Raw genomic sequence first — 22,263 nt, forward strand, 5'->3', positions numbered from 1 at the left:
CAGTTGCACTCGCGTCATACATGACGGTCTACCGGGCCAGACTGTGCCACGAAGCCGCATCCCGCAGATTGATCACGACTCGATACGCTCCCTAGACTCCGGCACTATGACGGCCGCCACTCCCGCATCGCCCATCCCGGTCGCGCCTGCCGGCCTGACCGACCGGGCCAGAAGGTTCGTCGAGGTGGACGGCGTTCGTGTTCCTCGGCAGGGCCTGGGGCAGCACCGGGAGAGGTGGATCGAGAACGGAGTTCCGGCCGTGGAATTCGACCGGGCCGCGGCCTTCCAGGACCGTTGGGGCGGTCTTGCGCTGCCGCCTGCCCCGTTCTACGAGGGCGGTCCGCGCATCCTGGGCGCCGACTGCCCCGAGGGCTCGGCCGCTGAGGGCTGGTCGTTTCGGGCGGGAAGCTGTCGGGTGTCCATGGCCTACGGATTCATGATCGGCTCCGACGGCGCATTCGGGATCGATGCCTACCGCTGGACACCGCTGCATGCCAGCACAGACGGATGGGTGGAATCCTTGGCGCTCGCCGCCCATGCCGGTCGCTGGGCCAAGACCGTGACAAGGATCAAGGGGAAGGCCGTCGAGTCATTGGACCTCGTCGGCTTCGAGCCGGTGCCTGAAGTACAGGGCGTTACGGACACGTGGTGGCGGGGCAAGGACTCGCTCATCGCCCTCTACCGAGGCGAGGCCGTCGGCATGGACGCTCCTCGGTGCCTTGAAGCCCACATGTACGGCGGCCTCGACGAGTGGGGGCTTCACGGCGGCTGATCGCCGACACCACCGAATCTCAGCACGATGTCGCCAGTGATCATGAAGACTCTGACTGAGCTGGCTCGCAGCATCACTCACATGAGGGGTTTCAGCCCAAAACTTCTGGTGGATTCCCATTGATTCTGGACAGTTAAGTCCATGGGGTTGGGTGGGACGAGTGATACGGCACCGCTGGACGTTGGCGAATTCGAGGTCGGTTGGCGGGATGCCAGAGGTGAACACCGCCGACCGCTGAGTGAGGCGGAGGAGGTCGAGTTCGAGACGGGACTGCCAGTACGTGGCTTCCCTTCATACCGCGGTCAGCGGAACTTCCCGGGCCTGTACTGGTCGGCCACGACGGGCGGGCATGTGGGGTTCGAGTCGTGGCTGGAGCGGGATCACGCGATGCTGCTGGACTTCACACCCGAGGTGACTGGGCTGCTGTCGCAGCCACTATGGCTGTTCTGGCAGAACGACAAGGGCCGGGCAATCTCCCACGCGCCGGACTACTTCGCACGCTTCGACGACGGCCGGGGGTTGCTGGTGGACTGCCGGCCTCTGGACCGAGTGGACGAGCGATCGGCGGCCAAGTTCGCGGTGACGCGGCTGGCGTGTGAGGCGGCGGGCTGGGGCTATCGGGTGGTCGGGATGGTGGACCCGGTCCGTATGGCCAATGTCCGCTGGCTGGCCGGATATCGGCACCCTCGGCATGCGACCACCGCGGGGATGGCCGAGCGGCTGATGGCGGTGTTCTCGGTGCCCTCACCGCTGGTGGGGCAGGCGTCGCTGTTGGGTGATCCGATTGCGGTGTTACCAGCGGTGTTCCATCTGCTCTGGGCTGGGCGACTCCGGGCGGACCTGTCGAAGCCGCTGACGGACACGACGCTGGTGTCGCGGGTGGAGGCGTGGTGAGCGGACGGGCGGCTCTGCGCGTCGGCGACCAGGTCCGGCTCGACGAGCGGCTGCACACCGTGGTCGGGTTGTCAGGGACGCTGGTGCGGCTGGCCGACGAGGATGGACGGGCGAGTCTGGTGCTGCTGCCTCACCTGCTGGCCGCCGAAGGCTTCGAGTTTCTTGGTCAGCGGGACGGGTCACCGGTAGTGGCGCCCTTCGCGTTGCTGGACACCGTTCCGCCGCTGGAGGCAGAGAAGGCCACCGCCTGGGAACAGCATCTACTGGAGCTGGAGTCCGGGCGGCAAAGCGGTATCGGAGCCGGGGCGGGGCCGCGGCCGGAGTACGACCCGGCCCGGCATACCTTGGAGGTGCGGATCGCCGCGAAGGCCACCGAGTTGCGTGCCCTGGGCTGGACGGTGAGCGCGCGGACGGTCGAGAGGATGCGGACCCGCTACCGGGATCAAGGGGTCTGGGGGCTGGTCGATCACCGCAAGACCCGTCTGTCCTCGCCGACGGGCCGGGCTGATGAGCGGGTGGTGGCAGCCGTCGCGGAGGTGCTGGCCTGCCAGCTGAACGAGTCGACTGGGACACGAGGCCGGGTGCGGCGCCGGGTCGAGGCCCTGCTTGCCGAGCAGCACGGGGCCGGGGTGGTGCCGATGCCGTCGAAGACGACGTTCTACCGGCTTGTCGAGGCAGTGAGCGCGGGCACGCACGCCTTCGGTTCAGCTGCTTCCCGCCGCTCCCAAGCTCGTCGGCCCGAGGGAATGTTCACGCCGTCCGCGGCCTGCCGACCGGGCGAGCTGGTGCAGATCGACACGACTCCACTGGATGTGCTGGTGATCCTGGAGGACGGGGTGAGCGGTCGTCCGGAACTGACTATCGCCGTTGACGTGGCGACCCGGACAATCTGCGCGGCGGTGCTGCGGCCAGCGGGCACCAAGGCGGTCGATGCGTCGCTGCTGCTGCCGAAGATGCTGGTCCCCGAGCCGCTGCGGCCAGGCTGGCCGGAGGCCCTGGCCCTGTCGGCGACGCTGATTCCGCACGCCCGGCTGCTGGACATCGACGCCCGGCTGGAGCAGGCCGCCGCGAAACCAGTGATCGTCCCGGAAACCATCGGCATCGATCACGGCAAGGTGTTCGTCTCCGACGCGTTCATCGCCGCCTGTCGGTCGCTGGGCGTCTCCGTGCAGCCCTCGCGGCCCGCCACTCCGACGGACAAGGCCATCGTGGAGCGGACGTTTTCCTCCATCAACACCCTGTTCTGCCAGCACGTTTCCGGCTACACCGGCTCCAACACGGACCGCCGCGGCGCGGGTGTCGAGGCGGTATGGACGCTCGCGGAACTCGATGACCTTCTTCAGGAATGGATCGTGGCCTGCTGGCAGCAGCGGCCGCACGACGGGCTTCGTAGTCCGTTCCTACCCGGCCGGTCGATGTCACCCAACGACGCGTACGCGCTGCTTGTGGCCCGCACCGGCTACGTCCCGCTGCCGCTGAGCGGTCTCGACTACCTCGAACTGCTGCCGGCGGTCTGGCGGTCGGTGAACGACTACGGAATCCGTATCGACCGTCGCACCTACAACTGCCCGGAGTTGGCTCCGCTACGGCGCCAACCTTCGGGATTGGCCGCGAAAGGCGGTCTCTGGGAGGTCCACTACGACCCCTACGACCTGTCTCAGGTCTGGGTACGCAACGCGCGCACCGGAGAGTGGATCACGGTTCCGTGGACACACCGGCACCTGGTCTCGACACCGTTCGCGGACTTCACCTGGCGCCGAGCCCGGGACCTGCTTGCGATGCGGGGCCAGGACGACACCAACCAAGCCGCCGTGGCCGCAGCAGTCGACCAGTTGCTGACGCGGGCGGAAACCGGGCCGGACCGCCGTATCGCGGCCCGTACCCGCGCCGCCCTGGAGCCCGCCCGGTCCGTCCCTGCTCTGCCGCAGGCTTCAGCTCCGGAAGACGCCGAGGACGAGACCACCGTCCTGGGGCAGCCGTCGAACGTCATTCCCTTCGGCGTCTTCGACGCCTTCACCGACGGGAGCCGCCTGTGAGCGAGGCTCCGCCACAGGACATCGCCAACCCGCAGATGTCACTGACCACGAAGGAAGGCTGGCGGGCGTTCGTCGACGAGAACCCTGATCCCCCGCCGTCACTCCCGTCCGGCACCGTCCTGGACGAGGGCGAGCTGGAGTCCTACAGGGAAGCGCGGGTCGACTACCACACACGATCCGTCATCGTGAACACTCCCACGATCCGCGGCGTCGTCACTACGGGTCGCAAACGCATCGTGCTCAACCGGCACCAAGTCTCCGCCCGTCGCGGCCTGATCGTGTCCGGTTCGGCCGGCACCGGCAAGACCACAGCGATCACCCAGCTGGGCAAGAACGTCGAACAGATCACCCGGCGGCGCAGCCCCAACGCCGTCGGCGGACTGCCGGTCGTCTTCGTCACCGTCCCCCCAGCGGCTACCCCGAAGATGCTCGCAGGCGAGTTCGCCAGATTCCTTGGCATCCCGCTGGAGCACCGCATGAGCCAGGTCCAGATCACCAACGCCGTCTGTGACCTGCTCGGCAAGCTCGGCACCACACTCGTCCTGGTCGACGAGATCCACAACCTCGACCTGACCACCCGCAATGGAGCCGAGGCATCCGATCAGCTCAAGTACCTCTCGGAACGGATCGCGGCCACCTTCGTGCTTGCTGGTCTCGACGTCGAGACCAGCAGCCTGTTCCAGGGCACTCGCGGACAGCAGATCGCCGGCCGCTATACGGTCATCCCCTCCCGACCCTTCGGCCACAGAATCCGCGCGGACAAGGAGAGCTGGCAGGCCCTGGTGGTGACGATGGAGAACTCCCTGCGACTACACGCCCATCGTCCCGGCACCTTGGTCGCCATGGCCGATTACCTCCACGAGCGCACTGGCGGGCTGATCGGCAGTCTTGGACGAGCCTCAGCCAGCACCGGCGCACCATCGACTCCGTCTACACAGAGGCCGAGCACCGGCTGAAAATGGGACCGTCTCAGCTCGCGCTAAGAACTCCTAACGGAATGAGGCGGGGACAACCTGCTTGTGCCCGTTGATCTGGTTCAGAGAACCTAAGCTCTGACAGATGTGATCGGGCAGGGCAGAGGGTGCAGGGTGGAACTGATCAGCCTCTCGGATGGCGACAACAGCTTCCGGGTGCGTGTGCTGGGGCGTAGGTCGCCGGGCGTGCTGCATCTTCACGACCAGCTCGACGCAGAGGTCATTGTGACCAGCAGCTTCGTCGGCGGTCGGTTGGCCATGTCCCTGTTCCCTTCCGACCTGGAGGAGTGGTCGCGTGCTCTGGACCTGCTTGCTGCAGGTCAGGACATCTGCTGGAGGGACGACGACCACAGCCCCGAGATCAAGATCCAGCCGTACAACGAGGAGCATGAGACTGTCGCTGTCCGTGTAGAAGATCTGGGCAGTTCGTGCGTCTCCGTGTTCCTTCCCATGAGTCTTGAAGAGGGCTGGATCGACGAGCAGCGGAAGCTGCTCGGGCAGGTGCTGAAGGAGTGGCCGAGCGAAGTGTTGGAGTCTTCCCCGGGTGCCTATGAGTGGCGGCGCTGAACTGCGGCCAGGCGTCGCCAGCAGATGAGTGCGCATCCGAGGGTGAGGAATGCTTCGTGGATGTCGTCGCGTATCTCCCAGCGGATCCGCAGACGGCGGAACCAGTGGAGGTGGGCGAAGGCGCGTTCCACGACCCAGCGTTGACTACCCAGGCCGGAGCCGTGTTCGGTGCCGCGTCGCGCGATCAGCGGCTTCACGCCAAGGTCCCAGACGAGACGGCGGTACTTGTCGTGGTCGTAGCCGCGGTCTGCCAGGACTACGTCTGGGCGGCGCCGGGGCCGGCCGCGCTTGCCCCGCACGGACGGCACGGCCTGGAGGAGTGGGATCAGCTGGGTGACGTCGTTGCGGTTGCCGCCGGTCAAGGTGGCGGCGAGCGGGATGCCGGTGGCGTCGGTGATCAGGTGGTGCTTGCTGCCCGTCCTGCCCCGGTCGACGGGGCTTCGTCCGGTCTTGGAGCCCCCTTCAACGCGCGGATATGGGAGCCGTCGACGGCCGCCCGGGAGAAGTCCAGGGCGTTCGCGCTGCGAAGCTTGGCGAGGAGGGCCTCGTGCAGTCGCGGCCACACCTCGGCTTCGGTCCACTCGGCCAGCCGGCGCCAGCAGGTCATGCCCGAGCCGAAGCCGAGTTCCTGCGGCAGGTGTTCCCAGGCGATCCCGGTGTGCAGGACGAACAGGATGCCCTGGAACACGAGCCGGTCCGGATGCCGCTTGCGCCCAGGGTGCCGGGTCCGGCGCTCCACCTTGGGCAACAGCGGCTCGATCACCGCCCACAACTCGTCATCGACTTCCCACGGCTTCGGCCGAGCCACCCCACACCCCCAGATCATCAGTCCCGGAGCGATCCAACCACCTCGAAGATCATTTCGTTAGGAGTTCAGCAACGTCCAGATCCACTGGGCCGCCCGGCTTCCAACCGGTCCCAGCAGAACTGACAAGGCCCAGGTCAGAGACACCTCCTCGATCCAGATCTCTTGGGAACGGACAATAACTGTCACTTCGCAGGGATTTCTGTCACCAGTCGCCCGTAGTCGCCGAGTGGTAATCCCCAGGCCCTGACTGTGTGAGCCACTAGGTTGGTGTGCGTGGAGACACGGGGGCAGAGGTATCGGTATGTGGGTCCGGCTGAGCTGAAGGAGCTCGTCCGGGCGGGTGGTGAGGGGCGGAGCATCCGCTCGGCGGCGGACTTCGGCGCGTGGGCCTCGGCGCTGCCTCTGGACGAGTTGACCGAGCCGTTCACGTTCGTCGTCGATGGCGGCGGGGTGCTGCGACTGGCTCCGCGCCGCAGTGAGCATGTGGTGTGCGCCGGCGGCGGAGAGGTGCTGAGCGCCGGCGAGATGAGCTTCCGCGAGGAGTCCGGGTGGTGGGTGGTCGAGGAGGTCAGCAACCAGTCGACCGGCTACTGCCCGGACATCAGCTCATGGCCCGCCGTGGCCAAGGCTCTGGATCGGATCGGGATCCATCGACCGCCCGGATTCACGCACGAGGTCGTCTTTCGCCGATGCCACTCCTGCCGGGAGCTCAACATCGTGCGGGAGGAGGACTTCGTATGCGTCTTCTGCGGCGAGGATCTGCCTCAGGAGTGGAACGTCGGTGAGCCCGGGTGACTGGTCAGACAGCGAAGATCGCATCGCCTTGCGAGTGCGGCAGCCTGGCGGTGCGGCAGGTGAACCAGTTCATCCTTCGCGATGAGCTGTGGTGGGATTCGGAGTTCTCTTGCGGGTCCTGTGGGACGTACCTGTGCGAACACGCTGGTCCGGGACCAGCACCTGATGATGTTCGGGTGGCTCTCCTCGCGGCGCACGGGTCCGTCAGACTGCGGCTGGTCGGTTCGGTTCCCAGTCTCGTTCCAGCTTTGAAGGTCTTTCGGGAGGTCGCAGCAGCCTCGTTGTCGCGGGCTCGTGAACTGGTCGGGGAACTGAGCCACGATGGTCTGGTGGGGACGTTGTCGGAGGTGGAGTTCCTGAAGGCTCAGCTGCAGATGCGTGGAGTTCCCGTCGACGTCGATCGGTAGCTGTCCCCGGAGGACCTCAAGGTCAGCTGGGACATCCTCACCCGCGAGGCTGAGGAGGCGTGAGTCGGCGGGTTGCCTTGTGTGCGATCCGGGCCGCCAGTTGCCCGTACCGTGAGGGCTCGTCCGGGTCGGGTGTGACTCTCTGGGTCCAGATGCCGAACAGCAGTGCACCGGCTCCCCATACTGGCGGCACCCACCCCACATTGGCTTCGCCGATGTCGAAGCACCATCCGACGCCGATGGACCAGGCAATCAGCGCGCTTCCGGTCCGCACACGGCCAGGCCACCGTTCGAACGCGTCCGGTGTCGGTCGCCGCAGGTGGCGGCGGGCTGCCTGGACGGCCCACGCGGTACCGATGACGCCGGCCAGGGCCAGACTGATACGCAGTGCGGTATCGCCACCCGGACTGTCGGCGTGGACGCTGGCTGTTGATCCTCGGTAGGTGACGGTGGTGACCTCGTCACGCCATACGTTCGCCGTGACCGCCTGTCCTGTTTTCATGCCGGGCCAGTCGACGGTTCCGGAGCGCAGCTCGAATCGGCCGTGGGCGGGCGGGGGCCCGCTGAGTGCCACGAAGATGTTGGGGCGGGGGCCTGCGGTGTGCTCGTACGCGGTGACGGTGGCTTGCACGGGGGTGGTGCAGGTGTCCGGGCTGTCGCCGGCCGCACACGGCGTGCGGTACGCCCGCTCTCTCTCGGCCGTGCCCGGCAGGGTGGCCAGCACTCCCAGGGTGAACAGTGCGCACAGCCCGGCACAGGCGACGGCCAGCACTCCCGACGCGCGTACCCAGTGCGCTGGCACCCTCATCTGTCCGCGCGGGTGGGTCTCCCGGCTGCGCGGCAGATGACCTCGCTTGCGCTGATGGTCCCGTCTGCGCTTGCGCTGTTGGTTACGGCTCCGGCTGCGCCCCATCGGTTCCCCCACGCTCCTTGCACGACGCACTATTCATACAGGCGGCCCGCGCAGCGGTGCCAACAGCACCCACGTAAACATGCCTGTATCGGGCGAACCGTGCATGGCGGACACGAGGAAGACGCCTCCGGCGCCCGCTGTCCTGCCTCAGGTAACTGTAGGCAGGGCGAGGTTCTGACCTGCGGTGCCTACGACTGCTTGGGGCAGGCTGGCGGTCTGTGGCCCGCTCAACCGTAGGCAACGTGATGGTCACCCGTGGAGCCGAGCCAGCAGGCGTCGGGGAGTCGGTCGCCATGTGCCGGCCGACATGGATCGGCGGACCGATTTGGCCTTCCTGACTTGTTGAGCGAGTCGGTATTCGTCCGCCTCGCGGATGAGTTCGTGAGAGCGGATCTGGTGCAACTCGAAGTGCATGCCGCTCGCTCCTCCTGCTGGACCTCCATGACGTCGGCGACCACGCAGCTGACGCTGTCAGGACCGCCGGAGCCGTTGGCGAGGGCGACGAGTTCGCGGACCGCCTGCTCGGGCTCGCTGACGTCGGAGAGAGCCCGGCGGATTTCTTCGGTCGGCACGACGGTGGACAGGCCGTCGGAGCAGAGCAGGCAGCGGTCTTCCCGCTGTACGTCGTGCAGACGCATGTCGGGGGTGCCATCGGATCCTTGGCCCAGGGCTCGAATCAACAGTGACCGCTGCGGGTGGGAGACGGCCTCCTCCGGGCTCATGCGTCCTTCGTTGACCATCGACTGCACCATGGTGTGATCTTGAGTGATCTGGAACAGCTCTCCGTCGTGCAGGAGGTAGACGCGGGAGTCGCCGATGTGGACGAGGGCCAGCTGTGAGCTGGTCCAGAGCAGCGCGGTGAGTGTGGTGCCAGCCCATCTCGGGGGAACCTCAAACCGGTGCCGGCGGACTTCCGGTGCCGCGCGCCGCCGATGGGGTCAGGGGGTCAGGACGCGGCCGTGCGCGCCGCCTCCAGCTCGGCCACCAGCCGCTTGACCCGCCTGTTGGTCTCGCCCGAGCTGTGGCCCGCCAACATGTGCAGCTGGTCCGTCCCGCCCGAGGCCAGCACCAGTTCCGGGACGTCGGACGGGTAGACCGTGCCCTCCAGGACGGCCACCCGCACCTCACGGATGTCCGCCCACACGTAGGAGCGCGCTCCGAGCAGCCCGGAGTACTTCACCCCTGCCGGCCCGTAGGAGACGCCGAACACCGGCGCACGGAACGTCAGCACCGCACCCGGCACACCGAGGATCAGGACGGGAATCAGATATCCCAGATGTTCCACGCCCTCGCGGGCCCACATCGTCACCACGCCCGCGGCCATGACCACGGCGACCAGCAGGCACGCACCGCCCAGCAGGAAGTAGGTGAGCGACCAGGCCGTACGCCTCTTCCGCTTCCGCATGCCCACGCCCCTTTCCGCGGCGCGCGGCCCTGTCCCGGGCTCGGGAGCGCCGCTTCACCGCCTGAGCACAACCCTACGAACACGCCCTGAGTGCCGACGACCGGTTCAGGTGCGCGACACACCCGGGCCCGGCACCTCCGGCCTCCTCTCCGGCCGCCGCCACTGTCCGGCGGCCGGGGAGCCTGGTTCTCCCCCGTAGTCCTGGTCAGGCGCTGAGCATCGGGTGAGTCTCCAGCAGTGCCTCGGGTATGGCGAAGGCGCGGGTGAGGGTCAGGGCGTGCGGCTCCAGGAAGCCGAGAACCGCGTCGATGGCGTCGGGAAGGTGCTCGACCTGGCCTGCCGTCAGTCGTCCGCGTGCCAGCAGGTCCCCGCTCTGCGCGGCCACCCGACGAAGGGCGAACAGGGCATGCAGCCCGCGCAGCAGGTCCGCCGGTGCCCCGGAGGGGACCTGGCCCGCGGCGGTCAGCAGGCACTCGGCGGCGAGCCGGTGGACGTGGGCGTCGGCCAGCGCCACGGCGGGCGTCACCGTCGCGTTCCAGCGGGCCAGCGGAGACGCGGCGCGCTGCCGGAGCCGGGCCTTCGCGCGGCCGTGGGAGATGCGCTCGATGTCGGCCAGCAGGTCCTGGAGGAACTGGGGGTCGGTCAGCTCCCGGTCCTCCGGTGCGATCTCGCTCTCCGGCTTGAGGTCGACACCGCCGAGCAGCATCTCACCCCCGGCCTTCTCCATGATGACCTTGTTGTCGCCCTCGGCCGTGATCGTGCCCTCGATGGAGGCGAGTTGGAGCGCGATGCCGTTGGCCTGGATCAGGCCCTGGGCGCCGCACCGCTCGCGGCACTCGGTCATGACCGCTCGGGCCCGCCAGGTGATCCACGCCTTGCTGATCGCCGTCAGCCGCTCGTAGGCCTCGCGTTCCTCGCCGGTCGCCCGGCCCCACTGCCGCACCACCGACCGCTGGAGCAGCGTGGCGGCGTAGGTCGTCGCCACGGCGTCGAGCAGGGGCGCGTGGTGGCCGCGGTGGGCGATCAGCGGCACGCGTTGCCCGTTCGTCATACCGGAGGTGACCCGGGTGTGGGCGTAGCGCATGGCCACGTCGAGGGCGTGCCGCATGACGCCGAGGCTGTGGGCGGTCATGCAGAGCTTGCCCATCGTGACCCGTCCGATGGACTGGAGGAAGCGCCGACGGGGGCTGCCCAGCGCGCTGGTGAACTCGCCGTCCGGGGTGAGGCGGCCGTGGTCGCCCTGGAGGAGAGCGCTGAAGGGGAGGCGGACGTGGTGGAACGCGGTGGCGCAGTGGTCGACGGGGCTGCTGGCCGTCTGGGGGAGCGGCCTCACCTCCACACCCGGCAGCGGGCTGCCGTCGCTGTCGCTGAGCGGCGCCAGGAACAGGAAGACGCCGTGGTCGGTGCCGTCCACGATCAGCCGGGCCGCGACGACGGCTCCCTTCGCCCCTCCGGCCGGGCTGGTGTTGGGCATGAACTTCTGCGCCCCGGCGTGCGGGGTGTGCAGCACGAACTCGCGCGCCGCCCGCTCGTACGTCGCCGTGGTCTCCATGTGCACGGCATCGTTGCCATGGGCCACCTCGGTGCAGAGAAACGTTCCGACGCGGTCCGCACGGATGTACTCGCTCAGGTCGCGTCCGGCCGGTTCGTGGTCGGCCAGGCTGCCGAGGAAGAGGTTGTAGTGGATGGAGACGATGGTGGCCATGCCCGGGTCCACCACACCGGCCCACTCGTGGATGGCGGTGAGTTCGACCGGATCGTTCGCAAGGGCCTGGGGAGCCCCGGCAGCCTCGTTGACCCGCCGGAGCCGGTCGTAGCTCAGTGCTATGCGCTCGCCATGGGTCAGCCCCTCCTGGAAACGGAACGGGGCGGAGCTGAAGATGCGCCTCCACCGTTCGTGAGTCGTACCCAGCCGACCGGCGAAGAGGACATCGGTGAGGGCGGCCGAAACGGGTGCGGGGGAACCGGGAGCGGTATCCGGAATCTGATAGGCAGTCACACCCGAGAAAGCTAGCGTGATCGATCACGTCTGCCGAAGTGATGATCAACACGATTGCGATGGGCGAAAGCGCGGTAGTCACCCGCTCGGCGTGCATGAAGCCGTGGTGTCGGAGACCGGGCCCGCTGTCCCCGATGAGGCCGCCTGACATGGCCGGCCGGCCGAGGCGGAGCCGCGGCTGTCCTGATGGATGCGGTCGGTCGTCAGCACCAGGCCTCTGCGCCGGGAGTGACAACGGCGCGACCGTCGCGCCGGTCCGCGTCCGCAACCGTTCGACGACGGCTCCCGGGCACTGCTGGAACCGGCCGGCCGACGGGCGCCGCGGGACCCGCCCCATGCCCTGCCGAGCACCGCCCCGGTACCCACCTTTTTGTGGGTACTGGGCAACGGCCCGCAGTGGGCCGATGCTGGTGAGGGCCGGTGGAGCGGAGGAGGAGGGGCCAACGTGGGGTGTCAGGAGGCCGGTCGGGAGGCGGCGAGTCTCTCCACGCGACGGTGGCCCCAGTCGGAGAGGGCGTCCAGGAGGGCGGAGAGTTCCTGGCCGTGCGCGGTCAGGGAGTACGTCGTCTTCAGCGGCAGGACATCGTGCACCTCGCGGTGCACCAGGCCGTCGGCCTCCATCTCGCGGAGCGCCTGAGTCAGCACCTTCTCGCTGAGCCCCGTCAGTTGGCGGCGCAGTTCACCCGGGCGGCACGGCCCGGAGGCCAGGAGCCAGATCAGGCCCGTCTTCCACTTGCCGTCGATCACGGCGATCGCCGCGGTCACCCCGCAGACGTTCGGGTCCAGGGCACGTCCACGCGTCATCTTCGCTCCGATTCGCCGATCACATGCCGATTGATTAAAGGGAGTTGAGCCATGTCTCTGTCCATGGAACACCACGGACACCGCACACAGTCCACCGCCACCGTCACCGTCATCGGGCTGGGGCCGATGGGGCGGGCCCTCGCGGGCGCGTTCCTCGGGGCCGGAGTGCGGACCACCGTGTGGAACCGGACGCCGGGGCGGGACCGCGAACTCGTCGAGCGGGGCGCGATCAGTGCGTCATCGGCCGAGGAGGCCGTGGCCGCGAGCGAGCTGACCGTCGTCTGCGTGGTGAACTACGAGGCCGCGGACGCGATCCTGCGGCCCGACGCCGTTGCCGGGGCGCTCAAGGGGCGGACACTGGTCAACCTGACCGCCGACACCCCGGAACGGGCCCGCCGGACCGCCGCGTGGGCGGCCGAGCACGGTATCCGGTATCTGGACGGGGCGATCATGACGCCGACCGGGACCATCGGGACCCCGGACGCCGTCTTCCTCTACAGCGGCCCCGGCGAGCTGTACGCCGAACACCGTTCCGTACTCGATGCGTTGGGCGGCACGCACACCCATCTCAGTGAGCGGATCTGCCGCGCGGCGGCTTACGACATCGCTCTGCTCGACATCTTCTGGACCGCCATGGCCGGCTTCAACCACGCCCTGGCCGTGGCGCGGGCCGAGGGGATCACCGCCGGAGAGCTGGCACCCTTCGCCTCGGGGATCGGGGCCATCCTCCCGGAGGCCTTCACCGAGGTCGCGGCGGAGGTGGACGCGGGGACGTTCCCCGACGAGGGCAGCCCGGTCACCTCCGCCGCGTCGACCATGGCCCATGTCATCGAGACCTCCGAAGGCCACGGCATCGACGCCGGCCTCATGCGCGCGGCCGAGGGTCTCGCCCGCCAGGCCATCGGGCTCGGTCACGGTGCGGAGGGGTTCCATCGGGTCGCCGAGCTGCTGGGGCGGCGGGCCTGACTTTCGAGTCCCTCGCGGAGTCGCGGTGTTGGCGTGCGGGGTGGCGGCTCAGGCCTCCGTACGGCTGACGGGCGGTCCGCACAGCCGTACGGGACGAGGTCCGGCGCTGCCCCGAGCGGGCCCGCCCGAGGTGGCCTCCACCGGGACGGAGACCGCCGGGAAGGCCGCCGGACGCCGGGGGCGGGGGGCTGCTCGGGGACGCCGTCGGCTGATCACCGGAGGTCCGGGCCCCCGGATGTGCCCGGCTCCGCCGCCGCCGCGTAGCGGGCCGCCAACTGCGCGAAGGCCGACGCGAGTTCGGGAGGGCCGACCACCTGGATGTCGGCGTCGAACCTCCCGACGGCAGCGGCCAGCCCGAGCCACGACCAGGAACCCAGCACCAGGCGGCAGCGGTCGGGGCCCAGTTCCTCGACGACGCCGTCCCCGGCGTACCGGAGCACCTCGGCGGCGGGGAGGCCGATGATCACCTCCCCCCGGCAGGGCCAGCCGCCGGGGGCTCCCTCGGTGGCGCCGGTGGTGTCGATGCCCCGGAATCGCGCGGTGACGAAGTCCGCCACGCTTCCGCCGGGCAGCTCACGCGGGGTGAAGCGAGGGCCTGTGGGGATGCGCGGGGTGATGCGGTCGGCGCGGAAGGTGCGCCAGTCGGCGCGGTCCAGGTCCCAGGCGACCAGATACCAGCGCCGGCCCCAGGTGACGAGGTGGTGGGGCTCCACCCGGCGGGGTGGGGGCGGGCCCGCGGGGGCCTGGCCGGGCCTCTCCTCCGACACCGGGCTGTAGTCGAAGCGCAGGACCTCGCGGGCGTGGACGGCGGCGCCGACCGCCATCAGTACCCCGCTGTCCACCTGAGGGTCCGAGCGGGTCGCCGGGCGGTCGACCGCCGTGAACCGGAGGGTGTCGACGCGATGGCGGAGCCGGGCGGGCAGGACCTGGCGGACCGTGTTCAGCGCGCGGGCCGCCGCCTCCTCGATGCCCGCGCCCGATGTGGTCGCGACCTGGAGCGCGACCGCCAGGGCCACGGCCTGCTCGTCGTCGAAGAGGAGCGGAGGCAGCTCCGTGCCCGCGTCCAGGCGGTATCCGCCGTCCGGGCCCTTGGCAGCCGCCACCGGGTAGCCCAGCTCCCGCAGCCGGTCCACATCGCGGCGTACGGTACGCGGGCTGACGTCCAGCCGTTCGGCCAGCAGCGCGCCCGGCCAGTCCCGACGTGCCTGGAGGAGGGAGAGCAGCGACAGCAGCCGTGCGGAGGTTTTCGGCATGGCATCCATGGTGCCCGAAGTAGCGGACATAACCTGTCCTCTTCTCTTGGGATGGTGGATCCGTGCCGAAGAACGTGTCGGAAGACGCGTCCGAGGTACGTGCACGCACCGTGGACCCAGCGAAAGGCCCGATGACCATGACCTCCCCCGAGACCGCCCCCTCCCCCCTCGACGGCGAGCGCGCCGACCTCCTCGCCGAGCTGGCCGAGGCCCGGGGCGCCCTGATCCGTACCGTGCGCGGGCTCAGCGACGAGCAGATCGCCGAGCGGCCGACCGTCAGCTCGCTCTGCCTCGGCGGGCTGGTCAAACACGTCACCTCCACCGAGGAGAGCTGGCTGCGCTTCGTGACCGAGGGCCCCTCCGCCATGGCCTTCGACCTGCCCGAGGGCGTGACCTGGGAGGACTTCGCCGCCGGCACCGCCCACACCTATCCGCAGTGGGCCATCGACCGGCAGAACGACTTCCAGGTGCTGCCCGGCGAGACCCTGGCCGGGATTCTCGCGCGGTACGAGGAGGTCGCCGCCCGCACCGAGAAGATCGTCGCCGCCCTCCCCGACCTCTCCATGGCGCACCCCCTGCCCGACGCGCCCTGGAACGAGCCCGGAGCCGTACGCAGCGCCCGCCGCGTCCTGATCCACGTCATCGCCGAGACGACCCAGCACGCCGGGCACGCGGACATCCTGCGCGAGACCATCGACGGGCAGACCTCCACGTGAGCCGCGGCGGGAGCGGCAGCCGTAGCGGGAGCCGGAGTCGTACGGACGCCCCGGTGCTCAGCGTGCGAGCCCTCAACCGCGCCACCCTGGCGCGGCAGTTGCTGCTGGAGCGCGCCGAACTGCCGCCCCTGGAAGGGGTATCGCACCTGTGCGGGTTGCAGGCGCAGGAGCCTCAGGAGCCGTTCACCGGGCTCTGGTCCCGGCTGCGTGACTTCCAACCCGGCTCACTGTCCGACCTGCTGATGGGACGGCAGGTCGTACGCACCCACCTCATGCGCCGGACCGTCCACCTCGTCACCGCCGACGACGTCCTCGCCTGGCGGGCCCGCCACAACGCCATGCTGCGGCAGCGCGCGCTCGGAGCCTACCGGCGCGAGCTCGCCGGGGTCGACCTCGACGAACTCGCGGCGGCCGGGCGGGACGTGCTGGCCGACGGCGAACCCCGCTCGATGGCCCAGCTCGCCCGCGCGGTCGCCGACCGGTGGCCCGAGCCGGGCACCCGGCCGCTCGGCGAGATGCTGGTCGCCGGCCTCCTGCCGATGGTGCAGCTGCCGCCGCGCGGGGTATGGCGGACGAAGGCGGGGGTGCGCAACGCGCTGGTCTCGTCCTGGCTGGGGCGCGAGGTCGACCCGCTGCCCGCAAAGGACGGTTCGGACCCGGTGGGGCAGGTGCTGGTACGGCGCTATCTCGCCGCGTACGGGCCCGCGGCCACCGCCGACGTACGTGCCTGGTCCGGTCTCGCCGGGCTGCCGGGAGCGGTCGCCGCCCTGCGCGGGGAGCTGGTCACCTTCCGCGACGAGCGCGGCCGGGAGCTGCTGGACCTGCCCGACGCGCCGCGCCCGGACCCCGAGACCCCCGCGCCTGTACGGTTCCTGCCCGCCTTCGACAACGCGGTCCTCGGCTACGACGACCGCACCCGGATCATCGACGACGCCGACCGGGGGCTGTCGGTAGCGGGGGCCCGGGTCGTCCTGGTCGACGGCCGGGTCGCCGCGACCTGGGAGGTGGAGACGGCGGGGACGGGGAGCGGCAAGGAGGCCGAAGGCGCCGGAGCCACGGTGGCCGTCACGCCGTTGCGGGCGTTCTCCCGGGGCGAGCGGGGCGAAGTCGCGGAGGAGGGGGCGCGGTTGGCCGCCTTTCTCTCGGACGGTGAGAGTGCGCGGGTACGGGTCGCGGCTGCACCGTGACCGGGGACCGGGGCCGGGGGTGCGGACCCCGGCCCCTGTACGCTCCGTGGTCCGGCCCCCGGCCTCTGTCCGTACGCCCCTGGAGGGAGTCGTCGTCCCCATGCCCGACCACCAGGAGTCCGGCCGCTGCGAGCCCGGGCAGGCGTCGGCGCCCGGTGCCGTGCTCTGCGACCTCGACAACGTGATCCGCTTCTACGACACCGGTCCGCTCGCCGCGTTGGAGCGGGAGGCCGGGCTGCCGGTGGGTACGACCACGGAGGTCGCCTACGCCCCCGCGATCGACCTCCCGCTCCTCCTCGGCCGGATCACCCCGGACGCCTGGGTGGAGGCCATCGCCGAGGGGATCGCCGGGCGGGTGGGCGGGGACACCGAGCGGGCCCGCGGTCTCGGGCGGGCGCTCGCCTCGGCGCCCTTCCGGGCCGATGCGGAGGTGGTCGCGCTGCTGCGGCGGGCGCGTACTCACGTACCGCTGGTGCTGGTCACCAACGCGACTCTTCAACTGGACGACGACCTGGCCCTGTTGGGGTTGACGGATCTGGCCGACGCCGTGGTGAGCAGCGCGGTGGAGCGGGTGGCCAAGCCGGACCCGGCCATCTACCGCGTCGCCGCCGAGCGGGTCGGCGTGCCGGTGGAGCGGTGTCTGTTCGTGGACGACCGGCAGGAGAACATCGACGCGGCCACCGCCCTCGGCATGGCGGGTGCGCTGTACCGGGAACCGGCCGACCTGCGGCGGGCGCTGGGCCCGTACGCGTACGGGGCGGGAGCCCGCCGCCCGGCCGTCGCCGGGCTCTGACCGGGCACGACCCGCCTCATCGGAGCGAGGACAGCAGCCCCGCCCCCCGACATCACCCCTCCGGCTCCAGACCCCTCCGCAGCTGGACGAACGCCTCGTCGGCCGCCCGCACCGCGCCCGCGTACACCGCGTCCGCGCTCTCCCCGGCGTCGATCCGGCGCCAGTTCTCCTCGGCCAGGATGCGCAGGACGGCGATGATCTGCCCGGCCGCCAGCCGCGCGGCCACCCCGTCACCGAGGGCACGGGCGAGGGCGGCCTCGGAGCGGCCCTGGTAGGCGTGGAGGCGGGCCACCAGCGCCGGGGTGCCGTACAACAGGCGGTGGAACGCCAGTACCTGGGGGGCGTCACAGAGTCCGGTCACCGGGTCGCGGCGGTCCAGTCCGGCCAGGAAGTGGCGGTGCAGCGCGACCAGCGGGCTCTCGTCGGGACCCCGGCCGTCGACCACCCGGGCCGCCTCGTCCTCGTGGTCGGCGAACCGGTGCAGCGCCAGGTCCTCCTTGGCGGGGAAGTACCGGAACAGCGTCGGCTTGGAGATGTCCGCCGCCGCCGCCACCTCCGCCACGGAGACCTTGTCGAAGCCCCGCTCCAGGAACATCGCGATCGCGGCATCGGAGACCGCCCGGTAGGTGAGCTGCTTCTTCCGCTCCCGCAGACTGATCCGTGGCGGGGCCGTCGGCTCCCCCTGCACTCGGCCTTGCCCCCGGACCCGCCGCCGCGCCCCTTCTCCCACCGCCCCGGCGGCGCTTCCGTTTCCGTTTCCGCCGCCGGCCGTCTCTGCGCTCATGACCATGAAGCGTACGCCCTTGACCTCGGCCGGACTTGATGTCGCGAGCACGACAGCGCGACCCGGTCAGCCCTCCCCGGCCGTCCTCCGGATCAGTGCCTCGACCCCGTCCAGCAGGGTGGTCAGGCCGAAGGTGAACTCGTGCTCGCCCTCGTCCGGTTCGCTCATCACACCGGAGGCCAGCAGTCGGTGGATCGCGGGGTGGCGGGCCGGGTCGACCAGGCGGCGCAGGGTGCGCTCGTGGCCCGCGACCACCTCCTCCGGGGAGACCCCCCGCGCGGCGACGGCGGCGGAGAGGTCGCTCATCAGCAGCGCCTCGCTGCGCACGAAGTTGGAGATCAGCAGGATCACCGAGATCTTGTCGCCCTCGCTCAGCCCGCTGCCCTCCAGCGCCTGGAGCCCCTGCTCCCACCAGGCGAGCGAGTTCGGCGTGGCGGGCGGACCGCCGATCGGGATGCGGAGGACCCAGAGGTTGGCCAGAAACCGTCCGCGCTGCCCGAACGCCCACTCCGTGAGCGCCGCGCGCCACCCGGCCCCGGACTCCAGGGCGGGCAGCGGGGCCGGCGGGCCGACAGCGGCCTCCCGCATCAGCACGTACAGCTCGTCCTTGGCGGAGACGTACCGGTAGAGCGACATCGTGGAGGCGCCGACCTCCTGCGCGACCCGCCCCATCGACACGGCGGCGAGCCCCTCGGACGCCGCCACGGCCACCGCCGCCGCCACGATCCGCTCCAGGCTCAGGCCGGGCCTCGGCCCCTTCGCCGGACGCTCCCGCAGCCCCCAGGCGGCCTCGATGGAGGCCGGGAGGTCACCGCCGCCGGTGCTGCCCTTCTCCGCCACCGCATCCCCCTGCCACGTTCCGCGCGCCCCGCGCTCCTTGACCCCATCCTAGAGATGCGTAATGCTTACGCAGTAACGCGTATGACATACGCAGAAACAGGAGGGCGCCCGGCCATGACCAGCCCGACCGAACAGAACCCGACCGCAGAGAGCAGGTACGCCATCGAGGCGTACGGCCTCACCAAGTCCTACGGAAAGCCCGCCGTCCGCGTCCTCGACGGTCTCGACCTCCGCGTCGAGCACGGCAGCGTCCTCGCCCTGCTCGGGCCGAACGGGGCGGGCAAGACCACCGCCGTTCGGATCCTCGCCACGCTCACCGCCGCCGACTCCGGCACCGCCCGCGTCGCCGGGTACGACGTCGTCGCCGAGCGGAGCGCGGTGCGCCGGGCGATCAGCCTCACCGGCCAGTTCGCCGCCGTCGACGAGACCCAGACCGGGGAGGAGAACCTGCGGATGATGGCCCGGCTCACCGGCCTCTCCCGCACCGCCGCCCGCCGCCGGGCCGCCGGACTCCTGGAGCGCTTCCACCTCACCGGGGCGGCCCGGCGCCCCGTCGCCACGTACTCCGGAGGCATGCGCCGCCGCCTGGACCTGGCCGCCGGGCTCACCGGCTCACCGGAGCCCGGGGTCTTCTTCCTGGACGAGCCGACGACCGGGCTCGACCCGCGCAGCCGCCAGGAACTGTGGCAGGTCGTCCGGGAGTCGGCCGGGCGCGGGGCGAGCGTCCTGCTCACGACGCAGTATCTGGAGGAGGCCGACCGCCTCGCCGACCGGATCGCCCTGCTCGACCGGGGCCGCATCGCCGCCGAGGGTACGGCGGCCGACCTCAAGCGCACCATCGCGGGACACCGCCTCGACCTGGTCGTCACCAGCCGCGAGGCCTACCTCCGCCTCGCCGGGCGCGCGGTCCACCACTCCCCCGAGACGCTCACCCTCGGGCTCCCCACGGACGGCAGCGCCGCCCACGTCCGCGCCCTGCTCGACGAGGTCGACCCGGCGGGCACCGAGATCGACCGCTTCACCGTGCACAGCGCGACCCTCGACGACGTCTTCCTGGCCCTCACCTCGGAGGTACCCGCCCATGTCTGACACGGCTGCCATCCGCCCGGCGCGCGCGCCAGGGGCCCCGGTCCCCCCGGGGAGTACGCCCGGGCCCCTCACCCACGCGGCCGTCCTGGCCGCCCGCAGCGTACGCATCAGCCGCCGCAACACCGACGCGCTGATCATGTCGCTGGCCCTGCCGATCATGCTGATGCTGATCTTCGTCTACTTCTTCGGGGGTGCGATCGGGACATCGGCCCGCTACGACTCGTACGTCATGTACGTCGTCCCGGGCGTCATGCTCCTGTGCGCCGGGTTCGGGGCCGCGACCACCGCCACCGCCGTCAGCGAGGACATGAAGGGCGGCATCATCGACCGCTTCCGCTCCGTGGACGTGGGCGGCACACCGATCCTCGCCGGGCATGTGGCGGCGAGCACCGTCCGCAACCTCTGCGCCACCGCCGTCGTCTTCGCCGTCGCCCTGCTGATCGGCTTCCGCCCGGCGGCCTCCTGGAGCGGCTGGCTGCTCGCCGCCACCGTCCTGGTCGCCTACATCGTGGCGCTGTCCTGGATCTCGGCGGCGATCGGGCTGCTGGCCCGCTCCCCGGAGGCGGCGAGCGGGTTCACCTTCTTCATGTCGTTCCTGCCCTACCCCAGCAGCGCGTTCGTCCCGGTCGAGTCGATGCCGAGCTGGCTCCACGGCTTCGCAGGGCACCAGCCGATCACCCCGGCCATCGAGTCCCTGCGCGGGCTCCTGCTGGGCCAGGAGGTGGGCAACGCGCCCTGGATCGCGCTGGCTTGGGCCGGAGGGATGCTGGCGGCGGCACTCGCCGCCTCGGGGGTGCTCTTCCGGGTACGGACGCGGTGACCGCCGCCGTGGGCGCGGGGCTCGGTCCACCGTTGGGGCACGGCTCACGCCACCGTACGCACGCGGCTCGAAGCCACCGCGCGCCGGCGGCTCAGAAGACGTCCGGGCACCAGGGCCGCCGACCCGTCGGGAAGAGGGCGTCCGCCTTCTCCACCGCACCGGCCCGCAGCTCGTCGGCGCGCCCCAGGTCCACCAGCCGCCGCACCGATCCGTCACCCAGATACAGGGACGCCAACTCCCCCGCTCCCAGGGCCAGATCGGCGCTCCGGGCGGTCGGGGTGCAGCGCGCGCCCTCGGGCGAGGCATCCAGCAGGAAGCGCCCCTGCGCCACTCCCCCGTCGTCGTGGACGTCGAGCACGAGCGACGCCTCACTCCCGTACGTACGGGCCTCCAGCGCGCGCTCCACGTCCAGCAGCCGCAGCCAGAGCCAGTCCGCGTGGGTGACCGTCCTGGCGGCCCGGGGGTCGGGCAGGAAGTCCGGGAGCAGGTCGTCGGGGGCGCGGTAGCCGGAGCGGACGGTGGCGACCCAGTCGACCGAGCAGAGGAAGTGCCACAGCGCCCGCTCGGCTGCCGGGGTGAGCGCGATCAGGTCCCGGACGGTCGCGGTGTTCAGGGGCTGCTTGGCGTCGCCCCACGTGTCGTCGGTGCCGTAGACCACCAGACCGTCGACCTCGCCGTCCGCATCGCGGTGGACGGCGTAGAACGGCTCGGTCCACTTCTCGTGGGCCGGGATGACGGTGGCGCCCGTGTGCCGCTTCCACCAGCGCTCGCTGCGGCTGACGACGCCGGGGCGGCGGGCCGCCAGCCGGGTGTGCAGCTCGGGGCCGTACTTGCGGACGTCGGTGCCGTCCACCAGCTCGATCCGGCCGCCGTCCTCCGGTTGTCCCGAGCGGCGCGGGTCGAGCCCGGCGCGGTGGACGGCGACCTCCCACTCGGTGGTCCAGGCGGCGGGGCCGAAGCCGAACCGCCCGTAGATCGGGTACTCGGCGGCGATCAGCGTGGCGACCACCTCGCCCCGCTCCCGGGCCGCCGCGAGGTCGCTCGCCATCATCCGGCTGAGCAGCCCCCGCCGACGGTGGGTGGGGCTCACCGTCACCCCGGTGACCGCGTCGGCCGGGACGGCGGCCCCGCCGACCACGGTGAGCCGCTGGGCGAACGAGCGGAACGTCGCCACGCACCGCCCGGCGTCGAACACGCCCTGGATGCGGGTGAGGTCGGTGTCGGAAAGCCGGTCGGCGACGTCCTCCTCGGTCGGCGAACCGGCCGTCAGGAAGCCGTTCTGCACGGCCCGCAGCCAGTCGGGGTAGTCGGACGCGGTCACCGTACGGACGTCGAGGCTCATGCCGCCACGCTAGGCAGAGGCGTCTGCGCATGTCGCGCGAATTTCCCTCCCGATGCCGCGCCGCTCTCCGCTCGCGGGCCCCGGGCGGACGCCCCGCCC

General features: G+C 70.8%; 21 protein-coding genes and 1 pseudogene. 12 read left to right on the forward strand and 10 right to left on the reverse strand.

From position 1 onward, the window contains the following. Positions 1 to 106 precede the first annotated feature (106 nt). From AC0682_RS27455 to AC0682_RS27475, 5 genes are all read left to right on the forward strand, one after another. Complete coding sequence (locus tag AC0682_RS27455) at positions 107 to 772, forward strand: hypothetical protein (RefSeq protein WP_478535763.1); 666 nt, start codon at positions 107 to 109, stop codon at positions 770 to 772. A 141-nt stretch (positions 773 to 913) separates the two neighbouring features. Then, a complete protein-coding gene (locus tag AC0682_RS27460; RefSeq protein ID WP_478535765.1) occupies positions 914 to 1,666 on the forward strand; it encodes a TnsA-like heteromeric transposase endonuclease subunit in 753 nt (250 codons plus the stop codon). Continuing rightward, on the forward strand, positions 1,663 to 3,702 hold the full coding sequence (locus AC0682_RS27465; protein WP_478535766.1) for a transposase: 2,040 nt from the start codon (positions 1,663 to 1,665) through the stop codon (positions 3,700 to 3,702). Before AC0682_RS27460 ends, AC0682_RS27465 begins: the two co-directional genes overlap by 4 nt. Then, positions 3,699 to 4,658, forward strand: coding sequence for an AAA family ATPase (locus AC0682_RS27470; RefSeq protein WP_478535768.1), 960 nt, complete (start codon positions 3,699 to 3,701; stop codon positions 4,656 to 4,658). Before AC0682_RS27465 ends, AC0682_RS27470 begins: the two co-directional genes overlap by 4 nt. A 132-nt stretch (positions 4,659 to 4,790) precedes the next feature. Next, positions 4,791 to 5,243 carry a DUF5959 family protein gene (locus AC0682_RS27475; RefSeq protein WP_478535769.1) on the forward strand — a complete coding sequence of 151 codons (453 nt, stop codon included), beginning with the start codon at positions 4,791 to 4,793 and terminating at the stop codon, positions 5,241 to 5,243. Here AC0682_RS27475 and AC0682_RS27480 read toward each other — a convergent pair. After that, positions 5,225 to 6,069, reverse strand: a protein-coding gene (locus AC0682_RS27480; RefSeq protein WP_478535771.1) for an IS5 family transposase whose coding sequence is annotated in 2 segments (ribosomal slippage) — positions 5,225 to 5,709 and positions 5,709 to 6,069 — 846 coding nt in all. Because the reading frame shifts where the segments join, the coding sequence is not laid out codon by codon here. The two genes, AC0682_RS27475 and AC0682_RS27480, sit on opposite strands and share 19 nt — an antisense overlap. Before the next feature lie 285 nt (positions 6,070 to 6,354). Between AC0682_RS27480 and AC0682_RS27485 the strand changes: the two genes are divergently transcribed. Next, positions 6,355 to 6,846 carry a hypothetical protein gene (locus AC0682_RS27485; protein ID WP_478535772.1) on the forward strand — a complete coding sequence of 164 codons (492 nt, stop codon included), beginning with the start codon at positions 6,355 to 6,357 and terminating at the stop codon, positions 6,844 to 6,846. Between the two features lie 444 nt (positions 6,847 to 7,290). Here AC0682_RS27485 and AC0682_RS27490 read toward each other — a convergent pair whose 3' ends face one another. From AC0682_RS27490 to AC0682_RS27510, 5 genes and pseudogenes are all read right to left on the reverse strand, one after another. Continuing rightward, positions 7,291 to 8,025 (reverse strand): hypothetical protein, encoded by a 735-nt coding sequence (locus tag AC0682_RS27490; protein ID WP_478535773.1) that lies wholly within the window; start codon positions 8,023 to 8,025, stop codon positions 7,291 to 7,293. Between the two features lie 581 nt (positions 8,026 to 8,606). After that, positions 8,607 to 9,053, reverse strand: a pseudogene (locus tag AC0682_RS27495) (PP2C family protein-serine/threonine phosphatase); the annotation flags it as partial. Between the two features lie 59 nt (positions 9,054 to 9,112). Then, the gene (locus AC0682_RS27500; protein ID WP_478535775.1) at positions 9,113 to 9,571 is read right to left on the reverse strand and encodes a hypothetical protein; all 459 of its coding nucleotides are present in this window, start codon (positions 9,569 to 9,571) and stop codon (positions 9,113 to 9,115) included. Between the two features lie 205 nt (positions 9,572 to 9,776). After that, positions 9,777 to 11,570, reverse strand: a complete 1,794-nt coding sequence (locus AC0682_RS27505; protein WP_478535777.1) for an acyl-CoA dehydrogenase family protein — start codon at positions 11,568 to 11,570, stop codon at positions 9,777 to 9,779. 453 nt (positions 11,571 to 12,023) lie between these two features. Next, complete coding sequence (locus AC0682_RS27510) at positions 12,024 to 12,374, reverse strand: winged helix-turn-helix transcriptional regulator (protein WP_478535778.1); 351 nt, start codon at positions 12,372 to 12,374, stop codon at positions 12,024 to 12,026. Positions 12,375 to 12,425: 51 nt separating this feature from the next. On the opposite strand from AC0682_RS27510, the gene AC0682_RS27515 reads away from it, so the two are divergent. After that, a complete protein-coding gene (locus AC0682_RS27515) occupies positions 12,426 to 13,340 on the forward strand; it encodes an NAD(P)-dependent oxidoreductase (protein ID WP_478535779.1) in 915 nt (304 codons plus the stop codon). Positions 13,341 to 13,552: 212 nt separating this feature from the next. Here the strand turns inward: AC0682_RS27515 and AC0682_RS27520 are convergent, their stop codons facing one another. Further along, entirely contained in the window at positions 13,553 to 14,593 is a 1,041-nt protein-coding gene (locus AC0682_RS27520) for a helix-turn-helix transcriptional regulator (RefSeq protein ID WP_478535781.1), read from the reverse strand. 137 nt (positions 14,594 to 14,730) lie between these two features. Between AC0682_RS27520 and AC0682_RS27525 the strand changes: the two genes are divergently transcribed. The 3 genes from AC0682_RS27525 (at position 14,731) to AC0682_RS27535 (ending at position 17,289) form a co-directional block, all read left to right on the forward strand. After that, complete coding sequence (locus tag AC0682_RS27525; protein WP_478535783.1) at positions 14,731 to 15,309, forward strand: DinB family protein; 579 nt, start codon at positions 14,731 to 14,733, stop codon at positions 15,307 to 15,309. Between the two features lie 53 nt (positions 15,310 to 15,362). After that, complete coding sequence (locus AC0682_RS27530) at positions 15,363 to 16,496, forward strand: winged helix DNA-binding domain-containing protein (protein WP_478535784.1); 1,134 nt, start codon at positions 15,363 to 15,365, stop codon at positions 16,494 to 16,496. Positions 16,497 to 16,596: 100 nt separating this feature from the next. Further along, positions 16,597 to 17,289, forward strand: coding sequence for an HAD-IA family hydrolase (locus AC0682_RS27535; protein WP_478535786.1), 693 nt, complete (start codon positions 16,597 to 16,599; stop codon positions 17,287 to 17,289). Positions 17,290 to 17,341: 52 nt separating this feature from the next. Here the strand turns inward: AC0682_RS27535 and AC0682_RS27540 are convergent, their stop codons facing one another. Together AC0682_RS27540 and AC0682_RS27545 are read right to left on the reverse strand one after the other, a co-directional pair. After that, the gene (locus AC0682_RS27540; RefSeq protein WP_478535847.1) at positions 17,342 to 18,079 is read right to left on the reverse strand and encodes a TetR family transcriptional regulator; all 738 of its coding nucleotides are present in this window, start codon (positions 18,077 to 18,079) and stop codon (positions 17,342 to 17,344) included. A gap of 60 nt (positions 18,080 to 18,139) precedes the next feature. Beyond that, positions 18,140 to 18,913, reverse strand: coding sequence for a TetR/AcrR family transcriptional regulator C-terminal domain-containing protein (locus AC0682_RS27545; RefSeq protein ID WP_478535788.1), 774 nt, complete (start codon positions 18,911 to 18,913; stop codon positions 18,140 to 18,142). Positions 18,914 to 19,027: 114 nt separating this feature from the next. Between AC0682_RS27545 and AC0682_RS27550 the strand changes: the two genes are divergently transcribed. Then, a complete protein-coding gene (locus tag AC0682_RS27550; protein WP_478535790.1) occupies positions 19,028 to 20,002 on the forward strand; it encodes an ATP-binding cassette domain-containing protein in 975 nt (324 codons plus the stop codon). Next, complete coding sequence (locus AC0682_RS27555; RefSeq protein ID WP_478535791.1) at positions 19,995 to 20,822, forward strand: ABC transporter permease; 828 nt, start codon at positions 19,995 to 19,997, stop codon at positions 20,820 to 20,822. Before AC0682_RS27550 ends, AC0682_RS27555 begins: the two co-directional genes overlap by 8 nt. Positions 20,823 to 20,913: 91 nt before the next feature. Here AC0682_RS27555 and AC0682_RS27560 read toward each other — a convergent pair whose 3' ends face one another. Beyond that, entirely contained in the window at positions 20,914 to 22,164 is a 1,251-nt protein-coding gene (locus AC0682_RS27560; protein WP_478535793.1) for a GNAT family N-acetyltransferase, read from the reverse strand. Between the last annotated feature and the right edge of the window lie 99 nt (positions 22,165 to 22,263).

The organism is Streptomyces sp. NPDC043746, assembly GCF_056436485.1.